Here is a 12,472-nt window from a genome sequence, read left to right on the forward strand (position 1 = left end):
CTATTTACCGATACAGAAGCTGCCAAAAATTTCGCCGAGCAGATCATCGGCGCTAAATTCGCCGGTGATCTCCCCCAGCGCTTGCTGCGCATCCCTTAGGTCTTCGGCAAGCAGCTCGCCTGCACCGTAGCCATCTAGCTGTGCTCGCCCGGTATCGAGTGCAGCCATGGCGCGGTCAAGGGCATCCAGGTGGCGGCGGCGGGCGGAGAAGCGGCCCTCTGTGGTTGCAGAGAAGCCCATCACCTCTTTCAGATGCGTTTTCAAACTATCCACACCCTCTCCGGTTTTCGCAGATAGCCGAATAATCGGAGTGGCTGTGGATAATTCAATGCCCGGCGCTTCAGCACTGGCATCGATTTTATTACGCACCAGGGTAAGCCTCCTTTGATCGGGGAGGCGCTCCACGAACTCAGGCCAGATGCTCATTGGGTCGGTAGCCGCTGTGGTGGAAGCATCCACCATAAGCAGTACGCGGTCGGCCTTTTCGATCTCTTCCCATGCCCGGGCAACACCGATTTTCTCTACTGCATCGGGCGTATCACGCAGCCCGGCGGTATCAATAATATGCAGCGGCATGCCGTCTAGGTGAATGTACTCCCGGAGTACGTCACGAGTGGTGCCCGCGATGTCCGTCACAATAGCCGTATCCTGCTCGGTCAGCGCGTTCAGTAGGCTCGATTTACCTGCATTGGGGCGTCCTGCAATCACCACGCTCATGCCCTCGCGTAGCAGCGCGCCTTGCCCTGCGGCCTTACGAACAGCAACCAGCGCCTGCTGAACACTCTCTAAGTGCGTGGCGACATGGCCATCGGCGAGAAAGTCGATCTCCTCCTCTGGGAAATCGATGGCGGCTTCCACGTAAACGCGCAGTTCGATCAGCCGTTCGACCAGGGCGGAGACCCGCTGTGAGAACTCGCCCTGTAACGAGCGCACGGCGTTTTCAGCGGCGGAGCGGGAGGTAGCATCAATCAGGTCGGCAATCGCTTCCGCTTGGGCTAAATCCAGCTTGTCGTTTAGAAACGCCCGTTCGGAGAACTCCCCTGGCCGTGCCAGGCGAGCGCCTAGCTGCAGGCAGCGCTCAAGCAGCATATCCATAATGATGGGGCCGCCGTGGCCCTGCAGCTCCAGCACGTCTTCACCGGTGAAGGAGTGAGGGCCGTTGAACAGCAGCGCGATGCCCTCGTCAATAGTGCCCTCAGCGCCATGAAACGGGCCATAGTGGGCGTGACGAGGAGCAGGGCAGTCACCCAGTATCTCAGCGGCTATCGAGCGGCAGGCGGGGCCTGACACGCGAATGATGCCCACGCCGCCACGGCCAGGGGGGGTTGCCAAGGCGGTAATGGTGTCTTGGGTATAGAGTCGGTCGGCCATGACGCTTCCTAAAGACGAAAGAGGGAGAGAGTGTTTCGCGATGGCACTCATGATGAGCACCTTCGCCCTAAAACGCCAGACCCCCGCAAAGGCGGGGGTCTGGGAGTAGCAGAGGGGGCGATTACTTGGTTCGCATCCCTTTGCCGACGCTTGGATCCTTCTCGATGCTGCGCGTAATGAAGTACTGCTGCGCCACCGAGATGATGTTGTTGACCACCCAGTAGATGACCAAGCCTGCCGGGAACCACAGGAAGAAGAAGGTGAAGATAATCGGCAGCATCTTCATGATCTTCGCCTGCATGGGGTCTGGCGGTGTCGGGTTCAGCATCTGCTGAACAAACATCGAGATACCCATCAGAATCGGCAAGATGAAGTAGGGGTCTTTCACCGAGAGATCCTGGATCCAGAATATGAACGGCGCGTGGCGCAGCTCAACGGATTCCAGCAGCATCCAGTAAAGGGCAATGAATACCGGCATCTGTACCAGAATCGGCAAACAGCCACCCAGCGGATTGATCTTCTCTTTCTGGTAGAACTTCATCATCTCTTGAGACATTTTCTGGCGGTCATCGCCATACATCTCTTTAAGACGCTGCATCTCTGGGCCCAGTTTGCGCATACGTGCCATCGACTTGTAGGCCTTAGCAGAGAGCGGGAACAGCACCAACTTCACCAATACGGTGAGCAGTACGATGGACCAGCCCCAGTTGCCCACGATGTCGTGGATCTTATCCAGCAGCCAGAACAGCGGGTTGGCAATGAACCACAACCAACCGTAATCCACGGTGAGCTTGAGGTTCGGTGCGACTTGCTCGAGGTAGTCTTGCACCTTCGGGCCCATGTAAAGCGTTGCGCTCAGCGTGGCTTCACCCTCGGGAGCCACGCTGCTGGTGGGGCCAGCGAAGGCCACTACGTTACGATCTCGAGAATCGGTCGTTACGTAGTAGAGATTCTGCTGGTTTTGAGGCGGTGCCCAGGCGGATACAAAGTAGTGCTGGATGATCGCTATCCATCCGCCTTGGGCCTCGCGATTCTCGAAGTTACGTTTTTGGATCGTATCGAAATCGATCTTCTCGTAGCGCGCTTCAGGCGTGGAATAAGCAGCCCCTAGGTAAGAATTCATCCCCATGGCCACCCCGCTAGAGGGATCAGGGCTATTGTCACGGGCTAGCTGGCCAATGAATCGAGCGGAAACCGGTGCTTCGGTATTGTTGGCCAGGTAGTAACTCACATTGACCGCATAGCTACCGCGCTCGAATGTCAGACGTTTGATGACGTCGACACCATTCACGTTAGCTGTCAAATCGACGCTGATCTGCTCTTCGTCATCGCCCAAGCGGTACTCGTTACGCTCGGGAGTAAAAGCAATGCGGCTTGCCTGACCATCTAGTTGAAGGCCAGAGCGAGCAACATAGCTGCGCGTGGCGTTATCTGACAACAGCACGTAATTACGGTCGGAATCCAGCGTTAGTTTGTGCTGCGGCAAGGCTGCGTAGACGATATCGCCACCGAAGGGGTCGATGCGTACGTCAAGTACGTCGGTGGTGACGGCAATAAAGTCGCGGCTGGCGGTGTCGCTTTGCTCATCGCCAACGCCTTCGCTAATAGCGTTGTTAGGCGCAGAAGTACTGGGGACGGAGAGATCGTCGCTACCGCTTTCGTTCGCAGGAGCCCCATTGCTGCTTTGGGTGATCTCTGGCGTCGAATCGTAGGTAGTCTGCCCGTAATCCTGATTCCACTGTATAACCAGAAGGTAGGCTAGTACGGCCAGTGGAATCAGTAATAAAAGTCGTTTTACGTCCATGAGGGTTCTGCCCGATGGGTGGTGAACATGCTAATGGCGCAGTGTCATTTACTCGACCCATGACACACGAAAGCCTGCCAAGCGGCAGGCCAAGGTCGAGCGGCGAGGTGCGTCGTCAAGCGTCACGTGTTACGCCATTAGGCGGGGGAGGTGCAGACACCGCCTGTGCGTCGCGCTGAAGCCGTTTCCACATGCCGTGTAGCTGGCGAGTGAGCGTTTCGTTATCGATATCCTGAGCGCCGCGCTTTGCCAATATCACAATATCCACAGAGGGTAAGTGATCTTGACGCAGACGAACGGATTCCCGAACGAGTCGCTTGAAGCGGTTACGATCAACAGCGAGCTTCACATTTTTTTTGCTGACCACCAGTCCAATGCGGGGATGTCCCCGGGTACTCATGCGCGCGAGCGCCATCATACCTTTGCCATGAACTTTCAGGTCTGCCTGTTCAAACACGTGACTAAAATCCCCAGCGTTTAGCAAACGTAAGCACCGGGGAAAGCCTTGAGGCGACACACGCAATCCGAGATCAGGCGCTCAGACGCTTGCGGCCTTTGGCGCGGCGGCGTGCGATCACGGCACGGCCGTTTTTGGTTGCCATACGAGCACGGAAGCCATGCGCGCGCTTGCGCTTGAGAACGCTAGGTTGAAAAGTGCGTTTCATAACTCGTTATTCCCACGTGGTTTAGGACGGAAAGTGAATTCCAAAAGACCCGGTCCAGTGAGGAACTAGCCGGGGAGTTTCAATTCAAGACCGGAAATTGTAGAGACTTCCCGCGCCGGGTGCAATTTTTCCTTGCATAAAAAGCGTGAAAAAGGCAATAGCGCCGCGTCTCCGCTGTGGAGTCGATTCAACTTGGGGCACACTACTATTACTAATGAAGTTATTTAAAACCTACTGTTATTAATAGTGGGGATACTATTTGTGGGTAAGTCATTTTAAGAGATTATTATCAACAGCTTGAAGCAATAAAAAATCTGTGCATAAACATCGAATAACGCGCGAATAAACTGTGAATTTGGTGTGGTCAGGCGGTGACAACTTGCTCGAAAGGAGGGTTGTACCCATGGCGTCACCGGGTTTTCCTAAGCCCTTACGGAAAGTTGTCCACAGGCGAAAAAGAGCTGCTAATGCGTGTGGATAACCGTGTCGTTGGGCGCTACAATGGTCGGCCGTTTTCAACCGATGGTGAGATGAGTGTCACTCGCGCTTTGGCAACAGTGCCTGGACTACCTGCAGGACGAACTGAATTCACAGCAGTTCAATACCTGGATACGTCCGCTGCAGGCAGAAGAAGGAGAGTCCAATGAGCTACGCTTGTTGGCGCCGAATCGTTTTGTGCGCGACTGGGTGAGTGATAAGTACGCCAAGCGTATTAGTGAGCTAATGCGCGAGCTTGCCCCTTCTAAGCCTCCCAAAGTGAGCCTGACCGTGGGCAGCCGACGAGCGGCAGCCCCTGCGCCACAGCCTAGAGAGCTTGGCAATCCGGTCTCGGCAGCTCCCGCTCAACCGGCTTCACCTGCGGTCCATACGCCCCCCCGGGGCGATATTGGCGATGAGCGTGAAATCGACCAGCTACGTGAAGAGAGTGGCCCTAGCCGTCGTGGTAACGAGCGCCAGGTGCAGGTAGAAGGCAGCTTGAAGCACAGTAGTGGCCTAAACCCTAATTTTACCTTCGACACCTTTGTGGAAGGTAAGTCTAACCAGCTGGCGCGTGCGGCTTCTCGTCAGGTCTCCGAAAATCCTGGTGGCGCTTATAACCCGCTGTTTTTATACGGTGGTGTTGGCTTAGGTAAAACGCACCTAATGCATGCAGTGGGTAATGCGCTGGCGGGCCGACGTGAAAATGCCCGCGTGGTCTACCTGCATTCCGAACGCTTTGTGGCCGACATGGTAAAAGCGCTGCAGCTTAATGCGATTAACGACTTTAAGCGTTTCTACCGCAGCGTTGATGCGCTTCTGATTGACGATATTCAGTTTTTTGCCGGTAAAGAGCGCTCTCAAGAAGAGTTCTTTCATACGTTTAATGCGCTGTTGGAAGGCGGTCAGCAGATGATTTTGACCTCTGACCGCTATCCCAAAGAGATCAGTGGCGTTGAAGAGCGGCTGAAGTCGCGCTTTGGGTGGGGGCTGACCGTCGCCATTGAGCCGCCGGAGCTTGAGACCCGAGTGGCGATTCTGATGAAGAAAGCCGATCAAGCCAAAGTGGATCTACCCCACGATGCTGCTTTCTTTATCGCTCAGAAGATTCGCTCTAACGTGCGTGAGCTTGAAGGCGCGTTGAAAAAGGTCATTGCCGACTCCCACTTTATGGGTAAAACCATTACTCAAGACTTTATCCGCGAGTCGCTGAAAGACCTACTGGCGCTGCAGGATAAGCAGGTGGGGGTGGATAATATTCAGCGCACGGTGGCTGAATATTACAAAATCAAGGTGGCGGATCTGCTCTCTAAGCGGCGCTCCCGTTCGGTAGCGCGCCCGCGACAGGTCGCTATGGCGCTGGCGAAAGAACTAACCAACCATAGCCTTCCAGAAATTGGCGATGCATTTGGGGGCCGCGACCACACCACCGTGCTGCACGCCTGCCGAAAAGTAAAAGCACTGCAGGAAGAGAATGCGGATATCCGTGAGGATTACAAAAACCTTCTTCGTCTGCTAACCAGTTAACCTTTTTTGTTTACGCCTGCCATGGGCAGGCCTTTCAGGATAGAAAACCGGAGTTTCGATGAAATTTACCATTTCCCGAGAGGCGCTGCTTCGCCCGCTGACTCTGGTGGCGGGCGTAGTAGAACGGCGCCAAACGCTGCCTGTGCTCTCTAACGTACTGATTCAAGTTGAAGGCGATCAGGTCGCTCTGACCGGTACGGATCTAGAAGTTGAGCTAGTAGGCCGCACGGTCGCCAGCCAAGTTGACCAAGCGGGCGCTGCTACGGTGCCGGCTAGAAAGCTGATGGATATTTGTAAATCGCTGCCCGATCAGTCCGACATTCAGTTAGCGGTCGAAGAGGGGCGCGCGATATTACGTAGTGGTCGTTCGCGCTTTACACTTTCTACACTTCCTGTAGCAGAATTTCCTAATATTGAAGATGCCGATGGCAGTCAGGAACTCAGCGTTCCCCGTGGCACGCTTAAGCATTTGATTGAGTCCACCTCCTTTGCCATGGCGCAGCAGGATGTGCGTTATTACCTAAACGGTATGCTGCTGGAAATTCAGAGCAATTTGCTGCGTACGGTCGCGACCGATGGACACCGTTTGGCGATGTGCTCGCGTCCCATTGACGTGGCAGTAAGCCAGTCTCAAAAGCTGATTGTGCCCCGTAAAGGTATCCTTGAGCTCTCTCGCCTGTTGGATGACAGCGATGAACCTGTCAGCCTTACCTTGGGATCAACGCATGTTCGTGCGCATACAGGTGACTTCACGTTTACCTCTAAGCTTATTGACGGCAAATTCCCCGATTATGAGCGCGTAGTGCCGCGCAATGGCGATAAGGTGCTGATTGCCGAGCGTGCCGAGCTTCGTCAAGTGCTGTCACGTACCGCCATTCTCTCCAACGAAAAGTACCGTGGTGTTCGGCTGTATCTTGAGGAAAATAACCTCAAAGTAATGGCCAACAACCCTGAGCAGGAAGAAGCGGAAGAGAACATTGCCGTGGAGTACAGCGGTAGCGCCATGGAAGTGGGCTTTAACGTTGGCTATCTGGTGGATGTGCTCTCTGTGCTTGATGAAGAGCGCGTACAAATTACCCTAGCCGACCCGAACAGCAGTGCCCTGCTGGAAGAGCCTGGCGGTGGTGATGCGCTGTATGTTGTTATGCCGATGCGCTTATAACCGCATTGGGACTGAATGAAAACGGCGCTTCTACATTGTCAGAAGCGCCGTTTTCGCATTTGGCAACGGATAGCGCGTTTCATGGTCTTACTAGGTGGCATTAGCGGATGAGCGTGACACAACTCACTTTTCACGGACTGCGTAACTTGGCTCCGGTTACGATTCATCCGTCACCACGTATCAATGTTATCTATGGCGTGAACGGTAGCGGTAAGACCAGTCTTCTGGAAGGTATTCATATTCTAGGCATGGGACGCTCTTTTCGTACTCGTCAGCTGAAGAATGCCATTCAGTCAGAGGCGCCGTATATGACGCTGTACGGCCGCTTGGCAGGAGATCCTGAGGTGACGCTGGGGGTAAGGCGAATGCGGGCTCAGCGTGAGCTGGAGCTGCGTTTGCGTGGCGAAAAGGGTGTCCGATTGGCTGAGCTGGTAGAAGCTATGCCGCTCCAGCTTATTAATCCTGATGCTTTTCGTTTGCTGGAAGGGTCACCCGCTGGTCGCCGTGAGTTCTTAGACTGGGGAGTGTTTCACGTGAAACATCACTTCCTAGACGCGTGGCAGCGGACTCGCCGGGCGGTGAAACATCGGAATGCACTTCTTAGGCGTGGTAGAATAGCGGCCAGTGAAATAGCGGTGTGGGAGCAGGAGCTCGCCCATTGGGGAGAGCAGATGGATAGGCTACGCCAAGCATGGTTTAGTGAGTTCTTGCCCGTATTTGATGAAACACTGAAAAAATTGCTGCCGCTGCCCGGGTTAACACTCCGCTATGCCAGAGGCTGGGATAAACAACGCTCGCTGGCAGATGTGCTGCACGATAGCCGAGAAACCGACCAGCAGATGGGGTTTACGCAGCAGGGCCCACAGCGCGCCGATTTGCGTATTCGGTTGAACAAGCAGCCCGCAATTGAGGTGCTTTCCAGAGGCCAGCAGAAGCTGGTAGTGAGTGCATTAAAGCTCGCTCAAGGAAGGCTTCTGGAAAGTACCGCACAGCGGCACTGCATTTATTTGATAGATGATTTACCGGCAGAGCTGGACGAGCATCACCGCCGCCAGTTCTGCGCTTTGCTTGAAGAGATGCAGTGCCAAGCATTTATTACCAGCGTCGAGCCCACCGCGCTAAGCGATGTCTGGCAGCCCACTACTGCTGTTGAGATGTTTCACGTGAAACACTCCGAGCAAGGGTTTAGCCAGTGCCAGCCAGATGGGTAGACGACACGGAACGAGACAGACTTCACGACGGAGTGGTCAATGAGCGAGCAGGCTTACGATTCATCAAGCATCAAGGTGCTCAAAGGACTGGACGCAGTACGCAAGCGTCCGGGCATGTACATCGGTGATACCGACGATGGCACCGGGCTGCACCACATGGTTTTCGAGCTGGTGGATAACTCCATCGATGAAGCTCTGGCAGGCCACTGCAGTGAAATTCGCGTCGTCATCCACCCGGATGAGTCGATCACCGTGAGTGATAACGGCCGCGGTATTCCGACTGAACTGCATGAAGGCGAAGGCGTTTCGGCAGCTGAGGTCATCATGACCGTGCTGCACGCAGGCGGCAAGTTCGATGACAACTCCTACAAGGTGTCTGGCGGGCTGCACGGGGTAGGTGTCTCGGTGGTTAACGCGCTTTCAGAAGAGCTGCGCCTCACTATCTGGCGGCAAGGCGAAGTATTCGAGCAGATCTATCACCACGGCGTGCCGCAGGCTCCGCTTGGTGTGGTGGGCAAAACTGAAAAAAGCGGTACACGTGTACATTTTCGTCCGTCTCCTGCCACGTTCGCCAATATCGAGTTTCACTACGATATTCTGGCCAAGCGGCTACGTGAACTCTCCTTCCTGAACTCCGGCGTTGCAATTCGCCTGATGGATGAGCGTAGTGGCAAGGAGGAGCTTTTCCATTACGAGGGCGGCTTGAAAGCCTTTGTTGATCACCTCAACAAGAACAAGACCGTTCTCAACCCGGTTTTCCACTTCAATGCGGAGCGGGAAGATGGGGTGGAAGTCGAAGTGGCCATGCAGTGGAGTGATGCGTTTACAGAAAACATCTTCTGCTACACCAACAACATTCCCCAACGGGATGGTGGTACTCACCTGGCAGGGTTTCGGGCAGCGCTCACGCGGACATTGAACCATTACATCGAAGCCGAAAATCTGCTCAAGAAATCGAAGGTCAATACCTCCGGTGATGACGCTCGTGAAGGTTTGACGGCCATCATTTCGGTGAAGGTACCGGACCCTAAATTCTCCTCGCAGACCAAGGACAAGCTGGTTTCTTCCGAAGTGAAAACGGCGGTAGAGCAGGAGATGGGGCGTCTGTTCGCAGAATACCTGATCGAAAAGCCCAATGAAGCCAAGTCGATCGTCAACAAGATGATCGACGCGGCGCGCGCCCGTGAAGCCGCCCGTAAAGCACGTGACATGACGCGTCGTAAGGGGGCTCTGGACATTGCTGGCTTGCCAGGCAAGCTGGCTGATTGTCAGGAGAAAGACCCCAGCCAGTCAGAACTTTACCTGGTGGAGGGTGACTCGGCCGGCGGCAGTGCCAAGCAGGGTCGTGACCGTCGTACCCAGGCCATCCTGCCGTTGAAGGGTAAAATCCTTAACGTCGAAAAAGCGCGTTTTGACAAGATGCTCTCTTCCGCTGAGGTAGGGACGCTGATCACGGCGTTGGGGTGTGGTATTGGTCGCGAAGAGTTCAGCCCTGACAAGCTGCGCTACCACTCGGTCATTATCATGACTGACGCCGACGTAGACGGTTCGCATATTCGTACGCTGCTACTGACGTTCTTCTTCCGTCAAATGCCCGAGCTGATTGAGCGTGGGCATATCTTTATTGCCCAGCCGCCGCTTTATAAAATCAAACGTGGTAAGCAAGAGCTCTATCTGAAAGATGAGCAGGCCATGATTGATTACCTGACCACCACCGCGCTGGATGGGGCAGGGCTGCACGTTAATGCGGATGCGCCGGGCATTGCTGGCTCACAGCTAGAAGCGCTGGTAAATCAGTATCGCAACGTGATGAAGCGAATTGACCGTTTGGCGCGGGTTTACCCCATCGAAGTATTGAAGCAGGTAGTACATGCTACCGCGCTACAGGGTGAGCCTAGCTTGAAAGACCGCGTCACCATGGAAAACTGGATTGCCGAGCTGCAGAAAGCCATGGATGACAAAGTGGCTTATGAGGGCGGCCCGCGTTATCAGTTCTATCTTCAGGAAGACACCGAGCGTGGTCTGCACCTTCCCGCAGTGTCACTGATTGCCCATGGCGTGACGACTAATTATGTGTGGGGGTTGGATTTCTTCGAGAGTGCTGACTATCGCGCGATTGCAGGGCTTGGGCAAACGCTTAACGGGCTGTTGGAAGAGGGCGCCTACATTGCCCGTGGCGAGCGTCAGAAGCCGGTTAGCCACTTCTCTGATGTGTTGTCCTGGTTGATGCAGGAAGGCCAGCGTGGCCTGTCAGTGCAGCGCTATAAAGGGCTGGGGGAAATGAACCCGGATCAGCTCTGGGAAACCACCATGGACCCCGATAGTCGCCGCATGCTGCGCGTGACCATTGAAGACGCCGTTGCCGCCGATATGATGTTCAACACCTTGATGGGCGATGAAGTAGAGCCACGCCGTGACTTTATCGAAACCAACGCTCTGGTGGCGAATCTTGACGTATAGCGCTGTACTCCATCAGCTAGCGGTCGTTAATGAAAGATGTTTCACGTGAAACATTGAATAAGAAAAGCCGCAGTGGGCATCGCCCTCTGCGGCTTTTTTGTATGAGACTGCTGTAAGAGCCTGGAGTGTGCAGGTTTGGCGCTTAACTCACCTTCAGCCACGCCGTGGGTGAGTATCCAGTGCACCGGCTAACAACTGGTCAACGAATTCAGCAAGGTCATTGACGACCAGCGTGTGTTCCAGGCCCACACTTTTGGCTAGCGTTCTCTCACCTTTGCCTGTCTTTACCAGCACACTTTGGCAACCTACCGCCTCTCCGGCCTGCAGATCTCGCAGGCTGTCACCTACCATCCAGCTACCTCCCAGGTGATCCAGGTCAAGTGCCTGCTGTATTTGCGTCAGTAGGCCGGGCAACGGTTTTCGGCAGGTGCAGGCATCTTGCGGGCCATGGGGGCAATATGCGATGTGCGCAATCTGGCCACCTTCGGCTTCTACCAAGGTGCTCATGTGATGGTGCATGGCGGCCAGGGTGGTTTCATCGTAATAGCCCCGTGCAATGCCTGATTGGTTGGTGGCCACGGCTACCGTAAAGCCGGCCTGTGAAAGCCGCGCGATGGCCGTAATGGAAGCAGGGTAGGGCACCCACTCCGCCAGGGACTTGATGTAGTCATCCGAGTCGTGATTGATGACGCCATCCCGGTCAAGAATCACGAGCCGTTCTGGCATCAGAGAAGTCATCGAAGGCATGAAAGTCCTATTTACTGCGTAGGTGCTGATTCAGTAGCGCCAAGGCATGCAGGGTATGGGCAATTTTCTTACCATCGCTGCCAAAGCGTTGGAAAGGAATTTTCTGGAGACGCTGCAGGCGCGGCAAGGTCGCCAGAAAGCGTTCGCGTACATCGTCGCGGGTGGCCTGCAGGCCGTCCATCAGGGCTGCGGTCAGGCGTTCACGATGAAGTGGTCGTTTGCTCAGCTTGCCATAGAGAGAAAATATGAAACAGTGCCAGTCGCGCACCATGCAGTCGGTGAGTTCGTGTACCTGGCCTGGGTTCGTTTCGAAATCGATGAACACGACCCCATCCTTGTTGACCAGTATGTTGCGTGCAAAGGCCTCGCTAAGATAGCAGCTGCGCTCATGCACATCATTGAGCGCTGAAATACCAAGGTTTAACAATTGGTCGATATCGCCTGGTGTTTGCGCCTGGGTCAATTTCTCCAGCAGCGTGGCTGCGGGCTCATCCTCACTGCCCGCATCGGCCAGCAACAGGGCATCGGGGGTTTCTGCCAGAATAGTCGGTACGGCGATGCCTGCGGCAGACAGCGCTTTAATACGGCTGGCTTCCAGCGCCACGCTCTCTTGGCCGCCCAGGTTGGGCACCGGCTTGAGTGCTTCGATGTTCAGCCACCGCGCCATCAAGGTCAGCGGCAGGTAAGCCAGCCGTGAGTTACGTTTGGCGGCTTTTTTCAGCCAGACCTTTCGCCCTGCCAGCTCATAGGATGCCATGTTGGACTGCTGCTGAGGCAAGGTGTCGAAAAGAAACATATCGTACATGGCCAACTCCCTTGACAGCGTAAGTGCATGGCCGCCCGGTATGTCAGACGCAGCGGCAATTGAAATGTTTCATTAATTTTATCTTGATGTTTCACGTGAAACAAGAGTTATTGTCAAATTCTGTGTATGGCCGGTCAGGCGGCAGTCCTGTCTGACTGATCGGTCAAGGGTTCGCCGTCCTTGAACTGGACGTTGTTCACGACCAGCTCCAGCTTGTTGAACCCCTTGATCCGCTTCCAGCGC

General features: G+C 54.9%; 10 protein-coding genes. 4 read left to right on the top strand and 6 right to left on the bottom strand.

Going from position 1 to position 12,472, the window contains the following annotated elements; translation table 11 throughout:
* From mnmE to rpmH, 4 genes are all read right to left on the bottom strand, one after another.
* Window positions 1–1,371: a tRNA uridine-5-carboxymethylaminomethyl(34) synthesis GTPase MnmE gene (gene mnmE / locus AC13CY_RS08420; RefSeq protein WP_044628570.1), complete on the bottom strand. Its 1,371-nt coding sequence runs from the start codon at window positions 1,369–1,371 to the stop codon at window positions 1–3.
* Between the two features lie 121 nt (window positions 1,372–1,492).
* Complete coding sequence (gene yidC / locus AC13CY_RS08425) at window positions 1,493–3,175, bottom strand: membrane protein insertase YidC (RefSeq protein WP_044628569.1); 1,683 nt, start codon at window positions 3,173–3,175, stop codon at window positions 1,493–1,495.
* 115 nt (window positions 3,176–3,290) lie between these two features.
* Entirely contained in the window at window positions 3,291–3,692 is a 402-nt protein-coding gene (rnpA, locus tag AC13CY_RS08430) for a ribonuclease P protein component (protein WP_082051404.1), read from the bottom strand.
* Between the two features lie 13 nt (window positions 3,693–3,705).
* The gene (rpmH, locus tag AC13CY_RS08435; RefSeq protein ID WP_009723348.1) at window positions 3,706–3,840 is read right to left on the bottom strand and encodes a 50S ribosomal protein L34; all 135 of its coding nucleotides are present in this window, start codon (window positions 3,838–3,840) and stop codon (window positions 3,706–3,708) included.
* A 534-nt stretch (window positions 3,841–4,374) separates the two neighbouring features.
* On the opposite strand from rpmH, the gene dnaA reads away from it, so the two are divergent.
* From dnaA to gyrB, 4 genes are all read left to right on the top strand, one after another.
* Complete coding sequence (gene dnaA / locus AC13CY_RS08440; RefSeq protein ID WP_058577312.1) at window positions 4,375–5,844, top strand: chromosomal replication initiator protein DnaA; 1,470 nt, start codon at window positions 4,375–4,377, stop codon at window positions 5,842–5,844.
* Window positions 5,845–5,902: 58 nt separating this feature from the next.
* On the top strand, window positions 5,903–7,006 hold the full coding sequence (gene dnaN / locus AC13CY_RS08445) for a DNA polymerase III subunit beta (RefSeq protein ID WP_044628566.1): 1,104 nt from the start codon (window positions 5,903–5,905) through the stop codon (window positions 7,004–7,006).
* Between the two features lie 107 nt (window positions 7,007–7,113).
* A complete protein-coding gene (gene recF, locus AC13CY_RS08450) occupies window positions 7,114–8,217 on the top strand; it encodes a DNA replication/repair protein RecF (RefSeq protein ID WP_054641215.1) in 1,104 nt (367 codons plus the stop codon).
* 39 nt (window positions 8,218–8,256) lie between these two features.
* Window positions 8,257–10,677: a DNA topoisomerase (ATP-hydrolyzing) subunit B gene (gyrB, locus tag AC13CY_RS08455; protein WP_287837324.1), complete on the top strand. Its 2,421-nt coding sequence runs from the start codon at window positions 8,257–8,259 to the stop codon at window positions 10,675–10,677.
* A 153-nt stretch (window positions 10,678–10,830) separates the two neighbouring features.
* Here gyrB and gmhB read toward each other — a convergent pair whose 3' ends face one another.
* Together gmhB and AC13CY_RS08465 are read right to left on the bottom strand one after the other, a co-directional pair.
* On the bottom strand, window positions 10,831–11,424 hold the full coding sequence (gene gmhB / locus AC13CY_RS08460) for a D-glycero-beta-D-manno-heptose 1,7-bisphosphate 7-phosphatase (protein ID WP_044628563.1): 594 nt from the start codon (window positions 11,422–11,424) through the stop codon (window positions 10,831–10,833).
* Between the two features lie 7 nt (window positions 11,425–11,431).
* Window positions 11,432–12,229 (bottom strand): BUD32 family EKC/KEOPS complex subunit, encoded by a 798-nt coding sequence (locus AC13CY_RS08465; protein WP_044628562.1) that lies wholly within the window; start codon window positions 12,227–12,229, stop codon window positions 11,432–11,434.
* Window positions 12,230–12,472 lie beyond the last annotated feature (243 nt).

Source organism: Vreelandella sp. L-15 (genome assembly GCF_056857635.1).

Coding starts and splice junctions, on each gene's coding strand:
- mnmE (WP_044628570.1), bottom strand. CDS start 1,371: ATGGCCGACCGACTCTATACCCAAGACACCATTACCGCCTTGGCAACC.
- yidC (WP_044628569.1), bottom strand. CDS start 3,175: ATGGACGTAAAACGACTTTTATTACTGATTCCACTGGCCGTACTAGCC.
- rpmH (WP_009723348.1), bottom strand. CDS start 3,840: ATGAAACGCACTTTTCAACCTAGCGTTCTCAAGCGCAAGCGCGCGCAT.
- dnaN (WP_044628566.1), top strand. CDS start 5,903: ATGAAATTTACCATTTCCCGAGAGGCGCTGCTTCGCCCGCTGACTCTG.
- recF (WP_054641215.1), top strand. CDS start 7,114: ATGAGCGTGACACAACTCACTTTTCACGGACTGCGTAACTTGGCTCCG.
- gyrB (WP_287837324.1), top strand. CDS start 8,257: ATGAGCGAGCAGGCTTACGATTCATCAAGCATCAAGGTGCTCAAAGGA.
- gmhB (WP_044628563.1), bottom strand. CDS start 11,424: ATGCCTTCGATGACTTCTCTGATGCCAGAACGGCTCGTGATTCTTGAC.
- AC13CY_RS08465 (WP_044628562.1), bottom strand. CDS start 12,229: ATGTACGATATGTTTCTTTTCGACACCTTGCCTCAGCAGCAGTCCAAC.